Here is a 14,299-nt window from a genome sequence, read left to right on the forward strand (position 1 = left end):
GATGAAACAACAACGCCGGCGTTGGCCGGCGTTGTTGTCGATCACTTGGGCTGAGCACCCGATGGGGCGCTACAGCGCATGGAAGAACCGCGACAGGGACGCGAAGACACCCCGCCCTGTTGCAGGCCGGCTTCATCGCTGTACTTCGGCACATCTGCACCCTGCTGCCCAAAGCGCACCTGCAAGCCGACGCTGTTGCTGCGCATCGCATTGCGACCCTGCTCGTGGCCCAGCAGCAGCGAGAACATCCAGCCGCTGTCCAGTTGCAGGTCCATACCTGCCCCCAGCACCAGCGTGTCGTCGTTGTAGCTGCGCATCGCCAGCACGTAGTCCGTGCTCTGCGGGCGCTGCAGGTAGTTCATGGCGACATCACCGCGGTTTTCCAGTGCGCTGCGGTACTCGATGCTCCAGTGCGGGCGCCAGTTCAAACGCTCGCGCTTGAACGCCAGACTGCCTTCCAGGCCCACTGCCAGCGCGCTGTTGTCCACCTTCTGCCGGCCATAGGCCAGGTCATAAATGCCCAGCCCCTGTTCCCGATAGCCATCGAGCGTGGCGCGGTGGCCGTCATAGCGGCCATAACCGGTGAGGGTCATGCCCGCAGCGTTGCGGTGTTCATAGCCCAGCGTCAGCGAACCGAACCACTGGTCGCCGGTGCGCGATGCCTGCGCGCTGGCGTTGGCCGGCTCACTCCAGCGGATCAGATCGAAGTCCAGCTGGCCGTTGGCCAGCAGGCCATCCACAAACAGGTGCTCGCCCAGTCGCCACAGGCCGTAGGCGGCCAACGAACGCTGGTCTGCATCGACCTTGGACGGGGTGCCATCAAAGTCGGTGCCCTGCTTGCCCCAGCTGCCGGCCATGCCAAGCAACAGGTTTTCACCCACCGCGCGGTCGGCGCCCAGCGTGATACCACCGGTGTTGAAGTCGAAACCACCACCAGTGCGGCCATTGCGACCAACCTTGCCGAAGGTCGCCGTGCCAGCCAGCCACAGCCCCCAGCCCTCGGGCAGGGCCGGCAACGCGGCCTCGGCCACACGGCCTACCGGCACCGACAGCCCTGGGATGCTCTGGCTGCCGGCATAGGCCAGCGCGAAGTTGACGTTGTTGGCGTTGCGGCCACTGCGCACCTGGCGCAGACGGTCACGGATGTTGGCGCCCTGCACCTGCGCAAAGCGCACGCTGGCATCGACCTGCGCCTGGATGCCACCGCTGACCTGTGCATCCAGCGTGGGGTCGGGGCGGGGGCTGACCACCAACGTCAGCGTCACCGCGCCGGTGAGGTGGTTGCTGGTCGCCGCCTGAGTGGCGGTCAGCGTGGCGCTGCCTTCGCCGACCAGAGTGACGGTACGACCGTTGACCGTGGCCACCGCCGGGTTGCTGCTGGTAAAAGTGAACGCACCGGCGCTGTTGCTCTGCGGCAGCGGCAGCTCGAAATCGGCCTCGCCGTATACCTTCTGCAGGTCGCCGATCCAGCTCAGGGTCGGCGCGGCCAGCAGTTCCTGCGCGCTGTCCGACGCACCTTCGCCGGCCAGGTTATAGGCCGCCACGGTGAACACATAGGTCACGCCCTCGGCCAGCCCCTGCACCAGGATCGGCGAGCCGCTGCCGGTGGCCGTGACCACGCCCGGTGTGCCGGCCGCACGCAGGCTCATCGCGCGGATGGCCGGCGCCGCCGTACCCTGCGGCGTGGCGGTGACGCGGTAGCCGTCGATGGTCGCGCCGCCGCTGAACGTCGGCGGCGTGAACGCCACACTGACCCGCCCAGATCCCTGCCGCGTCAGCGTCTGGATCGCGGGCACGCCTGGCGGCACCGCTTCGATCCGGAACGTACGCGAGGCCGAGGCCGGGCGATGGCTGGCATCGCCGGCCTGCTCAACAACCAAGGTGCAATCACCTGCCAGCACAAAGGCCAGCTGGCCATCGGCCGTGACCGTACACACCACCGGCGTCTGCGAACTGAACGTCAACGGCAAGCCGGAGTCGGCGCGGGCGGACAACACCGGCACCTTGTCGAAAGGCTGCGTGCCCACCGCATCGAAGCTCACTTCCTGCAACACCTGCGGCACCACCGGAGCCGACGGCGCCGACGACGTGCTGTTGCCGGCCTGGCCGGTGGCGCTGACCGTGAAGGTGTAGCTCACCCCATCGGTCAGACCGGTCACCTTGATCGGCGAACTCGTGCCGCTGGCGGTGACGCCGCCCGGCTGCGCGGTCACAACGTAGGTGATGGTTTCGCCGGTGGCGGCCGAGGGCGTGAAGGCAACTTCCACCTCGCCCGAACCGACCACGGTCACGGTACCCAACACCGGCGTCGCCGGCACCGCCGCGGTCACGTTGAACGTCTGCGACAGTGATGCCGCCTGGTGGCTGGCATCACCGTCCTGATGGACCGTTACCGTGCAAGTGCCGACACTGGTGAAGCTCAACAGACCATCCGCGGTGACCGCGCACACTGCCGGCGTCGACGCGACAAAGCGCAGCGGCAGCCCGGAATCCACCGAGGCCACCAGCGTCGGCGTGGTGCCGAAGTCTTGCGCGCCGGGATTGGCGAAAGTGATGACCTGCGTTACTGCCGGGGTGACCGCGTTGGAGGCTGCCGATGCCGGGCCCGGCCCCACGCTGTTGCTGGCGGTCACGCTGAAGGTGTAACTGGTCCCCGTGCCCAACCCACTGATGGTGACGGGCGAACTGCTGCCGGTGAACGGCCCACCCGGCACAGCCGGGCTGGGCGTAACGGTGTAGCTGAGTGCCGCATCGCCGCCGTTGAAGACCGGCGCGGTGAAAGACACCGCTACCTGTGCCGCGCCAGTCACCGCGGCCGTGCCGATGGTCGGCGCGCCCGGAATCACCGCATCGATGGCAAAGCTGCGGCTGACCTGGGTCGCGGCCAGATAGCTGCCGTTGCCGGCCTGGTCGGCGTTGATGGTGCAGGTGCCGACAGTGATGAAGGTCAGCACGCCACCACTGGTGATCGTGCACACCCCGGTTGTGGACGAGGTGAGCTTCGGAGTCAGCCCCGAATCGGAGCTCGCGCTCAGCGTCGGCGTGGTGCCGAAGTCCTGCGCCCCGGGGTTGCTGAAGGTGATCGTCTGGGTCGCTGCCGGGGTGACGCTGTTGGAGGCGTTCGAGGTAGACCCGGTGCCGGCGCTGTTGTCGGCTGTCACCGTGAACGTGTACGGCTGCCCATTGGTCAGGCCGGTGACCACGATCGGCGACCCGACACCGTAGACCGACGCCACGTGCGCCGGGCTCACGGTCACCGTGTAGCCGCTGATGGTGGTGCCGCCGGTATTGGTCGGTGCCGCAAAGGCGATGCTGGCTTGGGTGTCACCGGCCGTGGCGACCACGGCGGTCGGCGCGCCGGGAATGATCGTGTTAACGGTGAACGACTGGATGACCTGGGGCGCGGCCAGATAGCTCGAATTGCCGGCCTGGTCGGCCAGGATGGTGCAGGTGCCCGTGGTCACGAAACCCAACACGCCCTGGGACGTGACCGTGCACACCCCGGTCGTGGACGAAGTGAAGCTCACATCCAGCCCGGACGTGGCCGATGCACCGCCGTTGAGGATGCGCAGGTCGGGCGTGGTACCGAAGGTCTGCGACCCCGGATTGGCGAAGGTGATGGTCTGCGGCGCCGCCGGGGTGACCGCGTTGGACGCGGTCGAGGCCGCGCTGATGCCCGCCGAACTGGTCGCGGTGACGGTGAAGGTGTAGTTCACCCCGTTGGTCAGGCCGGTAACGATGACTGGCGAGCTGGAGCCGGTGCCGGTGGCACCGCCCGGATTGGCAGTGACGGTGTAGCCGTTGGGGCTGATGGCCGCCCCCCCGGTGGAGGTCGGCGCGGAGAAGGTCACCATGGCCTCGGTGTCCCCGGCCGTGGCGGTGCCGATGGTCGGCGCATCGGGGGCGATGGCGCTGACGGTGAAGCTTTGGATGACCGTGGGGGCGGCATTGGTGAAACCGTTGCCGGCCTGGTCGGCGTCGATGCTGCAGGTGCCGGCGGTGACGAAAGTCAGCTCGCCCGCGGAGCTGACCATGCACACGCCGGTGGTCGACGAGGAGAACGTCACCGGCAGAGATGAGCTGGAGCTGGCCGACAGCGTGGGCGTGGTGCCGAAGTTCTTCGTACCCGGATTGGCGAAGGTGATGACCTGGTTGGCTTTGGGGGTGACGGCGTTGGAGGCCCCAGAGGCGCTGCCGGTACCAATGCTGTTGGTCGCAGTCACGCTGAAGGTATAGGCGGTGCCGTTGCTGAGGCCGGTAATGGTGGCGGTGCACGCCGCCGGCCCGGCGCAACTGCCGGTGGCGCCGCCGGGGCTGGCGGTGGCGGTATAGAGGGTGATGGCCGAGCCGCCGTTGCTGCCCGGCGCGGTGAAGGTCACCGTGGCCTGGCTCTCGCCAGCCGTCGCCGTGCCGATGGTCGGCGCATCCGGCACGACAGGAATCGCCACGGTATGGACTGCGCCGGAGGTAAACGCGGCCACGCCGGTGTTGCCGACCGAGTCGGCAATGTTGGTGGAAGCCTTGAGCTCAAGCCTGAGCGTGCCGTTGCCACTAATCGAGCCGACGGTGACGTTGTACACCGTGCCGCTCTCGGCCGACACGCTGTTGACGATGCCGGATGCGGTACTGGTAGCCGACGGGGTGAAGTCATCTACGGAGACGCCGCTCACCGGCTCGCTGAAGGTCACCGTGAAGGCCATCGAGCTGTCGGTGCTGGCGGGCGCACCACTGATCACGATGCTGGCGACACTGGGGACCACGCCGTCGATGACGAGGCTCTTGTTCGCGCCCAGCGAATTGGTCGCGCGGGGCGAAGGCAAGGTCAAAGCGGCGTTATTCCCCGCCGCATCCTTGATGGTGCCCCCGCCCAATGCCAGAGAGTTAGTTGCGACATAATCCAGGTCATTGGAGTTGTCACCCGCCTGAACGGCATAGCTGAATGTCAGCGTAGAAGTACCACTACCGCTTGCATAGTTGATTGCCCGGTCAGATGCACCCGTCTCCAACGTTAACTGGGGCGTACCGGTCACGATTACAGCTTCGCTGAAGTTGACTTGGATACTGATTACATCATCAACCTTATAAGCTCCATTTGCTGTGCTGGAATTTACCGATGTTACTGTGGGCACCACACCATCAACAACCAAGGCCTTATTATTACCCAACGAATTGGGCGCACCGGGGCTGGCCAGCGTGAGGATGGCATTATTGCCAGCCGCATCACGGATGGTGCTACCGCTCAAAGCCAAGGCAGTAGTGGAGATGTAATCCAGATCGGCAGTTGCATCACCCGCCTGCACAGTATAAGTAAAGGTCAATGAGCTACTACCAGTGCCACTGACATAGTTAACAGTTCTATCGGTAGCGCCAGTTTCCAGCGTTAATTGCGGTGTACCACCTGCCACAATTACGTTTTCACTGAAATTCACCTGAATGCTGATGGGAGAACCCACTTTATAGGTGCCGTTTTGTGTACTGGAGTTGACAGAGGTTACTGTGGGCGGTGTAATATCAGGTATAACGGCAGGTTCAAAATCCAAATTATCTATTGCGACGACTGCATCTGCGCCCGTAAAGCGGATTTCATCGATATATTGCCAATCTGCATTAAAGGTCAGGGTGCCGCCGTTATACCCGCCACCCATTCTTGTATAAGTCACAGACCCTGATGCATCCGAAACACCGGCATTAATGGTATCTGATGCAACAGGAGTGTTATCTCGGTAGCCTGTCACTGTCAGGTTTGTGCTGGTTCCATACAAGCCTGTATCAACCTCCATGGACACTATACGAAACTTGGAACCATCAGCCGACCTGATCCTCGCATCCAAGGCTCCAAGTTGAATGGCACAAAATTCATCGCAGTTGAACATGACACCATTGTCACCACCACCCTCCGCAATACCAAAATTTACATCTGTGAATAGAGTCATGCCCCCAGCGCCAGGGGACAGCAGCCTATAAGTAACACCATCTATCGTGTCGCCAGAAGGAGTCATGATCCGCGGCACCTTTGCATCAAAATTTTGATCCAAGGGGGTGGCAGCAAGCGCACTGAATGACAGCAACGCCATCAGGCCGCCCGACAGCAACCGCCGCGCATAACGTCGGTAACTCGAAGAACGCTTTTCGGTCGCGTCAATTGGTTTGCGGGAAGTGCGCAGCATGAGGTATCACCGTAAATGGTTTGCTTTCAACAAAAGGCAGCACGCATCCCCTGCGCACCGGTTGACGTAGGTCCCGCATTTCGAAACTGTTTGAATCTGACCGCGCGAAGGGTTGGCGCCTTCACCTGGAATCCCTGGCGATAACGCAATCCACCGCCGGTCGCGTAAGCCGCGCTGCCCGGTGATATCTGGCCGGCCAAGGCTTCGCGCACACGGCGACGTGGACGTCCGCGCACCACTACGCTTGCCGCACCCCCAGACATCCGTTTTCCCCTTGGCTGCTTGCCCGCGAACATGGCCGGAATACCCCGGCATACGCCCCTTTCGTCGCCTGTATCCACTGGCCTGCGCTGTATTTGATGCTCACATCGCCCTGGCCGAAGACATTCGAGCCGTGGTAGGCACCTTCGTAGAAGCCGGACGAATTGAAGTTGATCGTCACACCGGAGGAGATTGGAGCGGCAGACGCGCCGGCCGGATATGCCAGAGCAGCGGCCATCGCCCAGGGCACCAGGCGCAGCGCACGGGATACCTTCCCGAGCAGGTAACGAGTAAAAGTGGCTGGCATATCGGTCCCCTGTAACTTGCATAAAGGAACAGCCCGCACACCAGCGGCCCGCCCACGAATGAATCCTTCAATTAACTAACCGCAGAAAGCGGCCGAATCCAATCACGCAGATCTTCATCAGGCCGATTCGCCGCCAACTGCCGTACCCGGGGGCGTGGCGATTCGTGGGTTGCTTTGGGTTATCGGCAGGCCCGGCACGGCCTTGAGCCATGCGCCCGCCGAGGCCGGAAACGCGAAAGGCCGCCCGTTGCGTGGCGGCCCTTGGTCAGCAGCGGTGTTGAGGTGGTCTAACCGTTTCAGGGCGCCGCCTTGGCGTTCGGCGGACGAAGGAGTCGAACTTGCGGCGCTGGATTAGCTGGTCAGCTACTGCAAGCGGCCGACGCCGGGGCCGGGCACGGTGAGCAGGTCGAAATCCTCGCCGGCCAGGATCAGCGCGCCAGCCACCTGTCAGGTCGCGAGGTCAGGACCATGTTCTGGTCCTGCTCGCCAGCGCAAAACCGGGGTCAGCGCGACGCCATATACGCCGCAATCGCTTCACGCACGCGCTTGATGCCTTCTGCGAGTTCTTCATCGCTGATGTTCAGCGCCGGCACGAAGCGCAGAACGCTGGTACCGGCCTGCAGGATCAGCACCTGCTTTTCGGCAGCCAGATCCAGCAGCACGCCGATGTCAGCCACGTACTCGGGCTTGAGCACTGCGCCCAGCATCAGGCCCATGCCACGCACCTGCTCGAACACGCCGAACTCTTCGCCGATGGCTTCCAGCCCGGCTTTCAGCGCAGCCGACTGACGCACGACATTTGCCTTGATTTCATCGGAGGCCAGCTTGCGCAGCGCCACGCGGGCCACCGCTGCCGCCAGTGGGTTGCCGCCGAAGGTGCTGCCGTGCGCGCCAACGCCCATGATGTCGGCCACCTTGGGGCCGGCCAGCATCGCGCCGATCGGGAAACCGCCACCCAGCGCCTTGGCCAGGGTGACGATGTCCGGGGTCACGCCCCAATGCCAATGCGCGAAAAGCTCGCCGGTACGGCCCATGCCGACCTGGATTTCATCCAGCACCAGCAGCGCGTCGTGCTGGTCGCACAGCTCGCGGGCACGGCGCATGAACTCGGCCGAGGCCGGCATCACTCCGCCCTCGCCCTGCACCGGCTCGAACATCACCGCCGCCACGTCGCCGCCGGCCATCGCTTCTTCAAGCTGGGCCACGTCGTTGAAATCGACATAGCGGAAGCCACCGGGCAGGGGCTCGTAGCCTTCCTGGTACTTGGGCTGGGCAGTGGCGGTCACCGTGGCCAGGGTGCGGCCGTGGAAGCTGCCACGGAAGGTAACGATGAAACGCTTGTCCGGGCCGCGGTCCTGCGCACTGGCCCACTTGCGCACCAGCTTGATCGCCACTTCATTGGCTTCGGCGCCGGAGTTGCACAGGAATACACGCTTGGCAAAACGCGAGGCGTCCACCAGTTCCTGCGCCAGGTGCAGCGGCGGCTCGCTGTAGAACATGTTGCTGGTATGCCACAGCTTGTTGGCCTGCTCGAACAACGCGGCCTTCAGGTCCGGGTTGTTGTGGCCCAGGCTGCACACGGCGATGCCGGCGGCCAGGTCGATGAACTCACGGCCCTGCGTGTCCCACAGTCGCGCGCCCTGGCCTCGCTCCAGCACCAGCTGGCGCGGGCGGTAGACCGGCAGGTAGTAATTGGACAGGGACAACAGCGGCTCGACGACAGCGGTCATGGCGTTCCAGATCAGTGGGTGTGAATTGTCCATTGTCCTCCATTCCACGGGCCTGCGGCACAATGGGCGCATGCGACTGTTCTCTGCCCCCCAACTGAACCCGGCCAGCGACAGCGGTTGGCGCCGCCGATGGTTCGACATCATTCACCGTACCGATACCCCGCCCTCGCGCCGTTTCGACCTGCTGCTGGTCTGGGCCATTCTGGCCAGCGTGCTGGTGGTGATGTTCGACAGCGTGCAGCGCATCCATGTGGCTTGGGCCACGGGCTTCTACATCGTCGAATGGGGTTTCACCCTGCTGTTCACCGCCGAGTACGTACTGCGCCTGCTGGTGGTGCGGCGGCCACTGCGTTATGCGTTCAGCATCTGGGGCATCATCGACCTGCTGGCGATCCTGCCGTCCTATATCTCCTTCTTCATCCCCGGCACGCAGAGCCTGCTGGTGGTGCGTGTGCTGCGCCTGCTGCGGGTATTCCGCATCCTCAAGCTGACCCGCTATATCGAGGAGAGCGGCGTGCTGATGGCGGCGCTGTGGCGCAGCCGTCGCAAGATCCTGCTGTTCCTGTCGATGGTGGTCACCATCGCGATCATCGCCGGCGCCCTGATGTACGTCATCGAAGGCCCGCAATACGGTTTCAGCAACATCCCGACCAGCATGTACTGGGCGGTGGTGACGATGGCTACGGTCGGCTTTGGCGACATCGTCCCGCATACCACGCTGGGCCGCTTCATCACCTCGGCGCTGATCCTGATCGGCTACAGCATCCTGGCCGTGCCCACCGGCATCTATACCGCCGAGCTGGCCGGCAACATGCTGCGCGAAAGCCGCCACGACAACCGCGGCTGCACGGTCTGCGGGCATGAGGGACATGAGTTCAAGGCGAAGTACTGCAACCGCTGCGGGCATGAATTGCCGGAGCATATCGAGCATTGAGCCGCTCCGCGCAGGCTGTAGGAGCGGCGTAAGCCGCGAAGCTGGTGATGCAGGAAAGGCCCTGAAAGCCAACCCCTCCCCAGCCCTCCCCTACGCCTACGGCGCAAGGGAGGGAGCGTGGTGCCGAGCCATGCTCGGCAGAGTTATTCCCGGTAAAGCCCCAGCGTAAAGCCCCAGCGTAGTGCCGAGCCATGCTCGGCAGGGGCATTACCAGTAAAACCCTTGCCGAGCATGGCTCGGCACTACCGCCCCCCTTGCGCGTTCGGCGCAAGGGGCGAGGCAATCAGAGAAACAGATCCGGCATCAACGGCCGCGAGGGATCCACCGCATACCCCGACAGATCGGTGATGCCGGCTTCGGCCAGCACTTCGTCATCCAGCAGGAACTGCCCACTGAACCCGGCTGCGTTCCGGGTCAGCACCGCATGCGCGGCATCGGCCATGATCTCCGGCTTGCGGCAGCCACCTACATCCACGCCCGGAATCATGTTGACCGCATCGGTGGCGATCACCGTGCGCGGCCACAATGCATTCACCGCCACGCCTTGCGGGCCGAACTCTGCGGCCAGGCCCAGGGTGACGAAACTCATGCCCATCTTGGCCAAGGTATAGCCGGTGTGCGGGGCCCACCACTTCGGGTCCAGGCTGGGCGGCGGTGCCAAGGTCAGGATATGCGGGTTCGGGGCCTGCAGCAGATGCGGCAGGCAGGCCTGTGCGCACAGGAAACTGCCGCGCGCGTTGACCTGCTGCATCAGGTCGAAACGCTTCATCGGCGTATCCAGGGTGCCGCGCAACCAGATTGCCGAGGCGTTGTTGACCAGGATGTCGATGCCGCCGAACGTATCCACGGTAGCTGCGACCGCTGCGTTGACCTGATCTTCTTCACGGATGTCGCACTTCAGCGCCAAGGCTTGGCCGCCAGCGGCCCTGACCGCCTCGGCAGCGCTGTGGATGGTGCCCGGCAACTTGGGGTTGGGCACGGCCGACTTGGCGGCAATGGCGACATTGGCGCCGTCGCGCGCCGCGCGCAGGGCAATGGCCAGGCCGATACCACGGGAAGCGCCGGTGATGAAAAGGGTCTTGCCTTGCAGGCTGCTCATGCGCACTCCAGAACCGGTAAGAAAGCAATCGGCATTATGCCGATACCGGCCTCGCCGCACAGTCCTGCAAGACGTTAGGTTCCCGACATTTCGCGTTCATGCGCGGTGCCGATACTGGTGCGGTATCGCGCAAGGATTCCCGATGAAAACGTTGCTCCACGCCGCCCCCGTACTGCTTGCCCTGGGCCTGGTGGCCTGCCAGAAACCCGAACCTGGCGTGCAGGTGCCGCCGCCTGCCTCCGATGTCACCGCCCACACCACCGGGCTGGGCGAAGAAGCCGCCCGCATCGGCCCCAACGCGGTCTGGCAGGGCTCGGTCGACGCCTGCCGCAGCAGCACCGCCGCGGACAGTTGCCTGCTGCAGGCAATGCGCAGCGGCGGGGCCTCGCCGGCCGCATTGGCCGCTGCCAGCACCTTGTCCGCGCAGGGCAAGCCCGGTTATGTCACCGCATGGCAGAACGTTGAAGGCATTGGCGTAGCCACGCTGGAGTTCCCGTTCCGCGCCAATACCAACCAGGGCACCTGGCTGGTGGATGCCAACGGCAAGGCCATCGACGTGGATGAAGACGTGCTCGACGATACAGTGCGCGCCAGCGATGCCTTCAAGGCGTTCAGCGCCAGGCATCCCGATGCCGGCCCGTTTGCACCCGCCTTGGCGGCCGGCAGCCAGACCCTGCCGGATGGCGGCGTACGCCTGCGTTACAGCACACCGCTGCGCAGCTGCCATGCCTGCGCCGACGACGGCAAGCTCATCCTTGGCTACGATTTCGACAGCAAGCGCAGCTTCACCGGCAAACAGTTGCTGGAGCTGCGCTGAGCTGCGGCAAGCGACGGTCAGTGCCTGCCTGCGCGCGGTCAGCATGGGCTGGCGCTGCGCTCGCGGAGCACCATCCGCGCGCACGATACGATGATGGCAACGGCCCGCCCCTGCGGCGCGCCGCTTAGGGCTTCGGCCCCTGCCCCTCGTTGTCTTCCCAATGCAGGATGCGGCGGGTGACGAAGCGATAGACCGGCTTGCCGGTGGCAAACCACAGCTCACGCACCCACGAGTGGCGTTTGAGCAGGCGCAGCTCCACCGGCGTCAATGCCTGCCGACAATACATGCGCTTGTGCTTGAGCAGGTGGCGCAGGTCCTCGCGTGCCAGCAGCCGCATCCAGCGCGAGCGCGGGTTGCCGCAGACCGCCAGCTGGAAGTCGATCAGCGCCGGCGAGCCATCCTCGCGTACCAGCCAGTTGGCTTCCTTGGCCAGATCGTTGTGGGCGATGCCATGCCGGTGCACGCGCTGCAGCAGCCGGCGCGCCGCGCGGAAGTACGCCAGGTCGCCATGCGGTGGGCGTTGATACATGGCCGCGCCTTCCATGTAGCTGCGGTCCAGCCAGCGTCCATCCCAGGCCAATAGACGCGGCGTGGCCTCCATGCCATCAAGCTGGGCCAGCGCGCGTGCCTCGCGCCGCGCCAGCCACCACGCGGGCAAGCGCAGCCACAGCGGTGTCGCGCCCAGGTCGCGGCGTACAAACTGCCCTTGTGGGCCCTGCATCAGCAGGATCTGCCCGAAGCTGTCCGCTTTCAGGGCAACGGCGGTGGCTGGTGAAGATTCAGTCATTGCACCATTCTAGTCGCCAGCAGGTCATTCACTGACCGCAGGTGAACAAGGGTACGCACGATCCAATGAACCTCTGCCGCTGCCATCGGCCTGACGCGGGCTTCCCTTTATAATCCGCCGATGAATTCTTCCTGGATCGACGCCACGCTCGCGTGGATCGCCGCCCATCCCATCCTTGCTGGCCTGGCGATCTTCGCCATCGCCTTCTGCGATGCCGTGATCATCCTCGGTGCCATCGTGCCGGCGTTGCCGCTGATGATCGCGGTGGGTGTATTGATCGGCATGGGCGAACTGTCAGGCCCGTATGCAGTGGTCTGCGCAACCCTGGGCGCCTTTGCCGGCGATGGCCTGAGCTATTGGGTGGGCCGCCGTTGGGGTGACCGGCTGCGCGGCGTATGGCCGTTCAGCCGCTATCCGCAACTGCTGGACCGCGGCGAAGTCATGTTCCGCCGCAACGCCTTCAAGAGCATCCTGATCGCGCGCTACGTGGGCGCGATCCGGCCCTTCGTGCCGGCCATCGCGGGCATGGCCAACATGCGTTTCAGCAGCTATCTCAAGGCCAGCGGCCTTGCCTGCCTGTCCTGGGCGGTGCTGTTCCTGCTGCCGGGTTGGGCCCTGGGCCAAGCCTACGATGCAGTGGCGGCAGTGGCCGGGCGACTGTTCGTGGTGGTGGCCCTGCTCGGCACCTTGCTTGGGCTGGTATGGGCCATCGTGCTGTACAGCTACCGCTGGTCGGCGGCGCGCATGGACGGTTGGCTGGCGAGGCTGCTGGCCTGGTCACACCGTCACCCGCATTTCCTCGGCCACTGGCTGACCGACGTGTTCGATCCCAAGCGGCGCGAGTCAGTGCCGTTGGCAATGCTGGCGCTGATGCTGCTGGTGCTGGGCTGGGGCTGGTTCGTGCTGTTAATGGTGGTGGTGGGCCACGGTGAACCGCTGGCCCTGGACCTGGCGGTCCATCGCCTGATGCTGGCCCTGCGCAACCCGCTGGCCGATTACCCGATGGCGGCATTGGCCTCGCTGGGTGACTGGCAGGTGTTGCTGCCGGCAATCGCGGCAGGCATGGGTTACCTGGCCTGGCGGCGGCGCTGGATGGCGGTCTTCCATTGGCTGGCGGCGCTGGCGTTCGGCCTGGCGCTGACCAAGCTGCTGGGTGCCACCGTGGATGTGGTGCGGCCGCCCGCTGCCAGCAGCGGCTTTGGTTTCCCGTCGGTGGCGGTGACCATGGCCACCATCACCTTTGGTTTCTTTGCGGTGCTGATCGGCCGCGAACTACCGGGCCGTACCCGTGTTTGGCCGTATCTGTTGTCCGGCGCGGTGGTCACGGTGATTGGCTTTGCGCGTATCTACCTGGGCGCGCACTGGCTCAGTGACGTCATCGGCGGCATGTTGTTCGGCGTGTTCTGGCTGCTGGTGCTGGGCATTGCCTACCGCCGCCGCTTCAACCGCTCGTTCTGGGTCAAGCCGGTCGCCTGGCTGTTCTACGGTGTGTTCCTGATTGCCGGGCTCTGGTATGCGCCGCGCAATGTGCCGGCCAAGCTGGCCAAATTCGAACCGGCGGCAGCGGCTCCAACGCTGATGGACGCTTCGCATTGGTGGCAGCAGGGCTGGCGCGAGCTGCCGGCGCGGCGCAACGATTTCGACGACGACCAGCGCTGGCCGCTGGACGTGCAGGTGGCTGGGCCGCTGCCCGCCCTTCAGCAGCAACTCGAGCGCAATGGTTGGCACCGGCAGGCACAGGCGGGCTGGCAGGAAGCGCTGATGATGCTGGACATGAAGGCCACCCCGCAGCAGGTGCCGGTGCTGCCGGCAACCCTGGACACCAATGTCGAAGCCTTGCTGATGCTGCGCCCCGGCGAACGCCCGGATGAGGTGTATGCGCTGCGGCTATGGCCGTCCTCGGCCCACCTGCAGCCCGGCCAGACCACGGTGTGGCTGGGCAGCGCACAGACCCTGCGTTACCAGCGGCACCTGAAGCTGTTTGGCATGTGGCGGCCGTTGCGCGGTGTTGATCCGGCACTCGACGCGCTCAAGCAATCGCTGGACGGGGTTGAAACCCAACAGCAGGTGCAGCCGGAGACCGGCTTGCCGCTACTGATGATCCGCGCCAAACCGTAGTGCCGAGCCATGCTCGGCAGGGGGCTTTCCAAGCCATCCATCAACGCTGTGGGAGCGGCGTAAGCCGCGAAACTCGCAT

Annotated in this window: 9 protein-coding genes; 4 read left to right on the plus strand and 5 right to left on the minus strand. The window is 64.8% G+C overall.

All coding sequences use genetic code 11. The features are described from left to right. Positions 1-41 precede the first annotated feature (41 nt). On the minus strand, positions 42-4,820 hold the full coding sequence (locus BCV67_RS05435; RefSeq protein ID WP_216635687.1) for a fibronectin type III domain-containing protein: 4,779 nt from the start codon (positions 4,818-4,820) through the stop codon (positions 42-44). A 234-nt stretch (positions 4,821-5,054) separates the two neighbouring features. Between BCV67_RS05435 and BCV67_RS20415 the strand changes: the two genes are divergently transcribed. Continuing rightward, positions 5,055-5,321 carry a hypothetical protein gene (locus tag BCV67_RS20415; RefSeq protein ID WP_216635688.1) on the plus strand — a complete coding sequence of 89 codons (267 nt, stop codon included), beginning with the start codon at positions 5,055-5,057 and terminating at the stop codon, positions 5,319-5,321. 1,084 nt (positions 5,322-6,405) lie between these two features. On the opposite strand, the gene BCV67_RS05440 is transcribed toward BCV67_RS20415, so the two are convergent. After that, positions 6,406-6,735 (minus strand): hypothetical protein, encoded by a 330-nt coding sequence (locus BCV67_RS05440; RefSeq protein WP_065868051.1) that lies wholly within the window; start codon positions 6,733-6,735, stop codon positions 6,406-6,408. A gap of 503 nt (positions 6,736-7,238) precedes the next feature. Then, the gene (locus BCV67_RS05445) at positions 7,239-8,465 is read right to left on the minus strand and encodes an acetylornithine transaminase (RefSeq protein ID WP_062171440.1); all 1,227 of its coding nucleotides are present in this window, start codon (positions 8,463-8,465) and stop codon (positions 7,239-7,241) included. A 70-nt stretch (positions 8,466-8,535) separates the two neighbouring features. On the opposite strand from BCV67_RS05445, the gene BCV67_RS05450 reads away from it, so the two are divergent. Further along, positions 8,536-9,399 carry an ion transporter gene (locus BCV67_RS05450; protein WP_057629127.1) on the plus strand — a complete coding sequence of 288 codons (864 nt, stop codon included), beginning with the start codon at positions 8,536-8,538 and terminating at the stop codon, positions 9,397-9,399. 283 nt (positions 9,400-9,682) lie between these two features. Here the strand turns inward: BCV67_RS05450 and BCV67_RS05455 are convergent, their stop codons facing one another. Continuing rightward, positions 9,683-10,498: an SDR family oxidoreductase gene (locus BCV67_RS05455; protein ID WP_062166809.1), complete on the minus strand. Its 816-nt coding sequence runs from the start codon at positions 10,496-10,498 to the stop codon at positions 9,683-9,685. A gap of 142 nt (positions 10,499-10,640) precedes the next feature. Between BCV67_RS05455 and BCV67_RS05460 the strand changes: the two genes are divergently transcribed. After that, positions 10,641-11,315 (plus strand): hypothetical protein, encoded by a 675-nt coding sequence (locus tag BCV67_RS05460; RefSeq protein ID WP_062166810.1) that lies wholly within the window; start codon positions 10,641-10,643, stop codon positions 11,313-11,315. A gap of 124 nt (positions 11,316-11,439) precedes the next feature. Here the strand turns inward: BCV67_RS05460 and BCV67_RS05465 are convergent, their stop codons facing one another. Continuing rightward, a complete protein-coding gene (locus tag BCV67_RS05465; RefSeq protein WP_062166811.1) occupies positions 11,440-12,102 on the minus strand; it encodes a serine/threonine-protein kinase in 663 nt (220 codons plus the stop codon). A gap of 120 nt (positions 12,103-12,222) precedes the next feature. On the opposite strand from BCV67_RS05465, the gene BCV67_RS05470 reads away from it, so the two are divergent. Beyond that, a complete protein-coding gene (locus tag BCV67_RS05470) occupies positions 12,223-14,220 on the plus strand; it encodes a bifunctional DedA family/phosphatase PAP2 family protein (protein ID WP_062166812.1) in 1,998 nt (665 codons plus the stop codon). Positions 14,221-14,299: the final 79 nt, after the last annotated feature.

This window comes from Stenotrophomonas nitritireducens (assembly GCF_001700965.1).
Lineage (GTDB): Bacteria > Pseudomonadota > Gammaproteobacteria > Xanthomonadales > Xanthomonadaceae > Stenotrophomonas > Stenotrophomonas nitritireducens_A.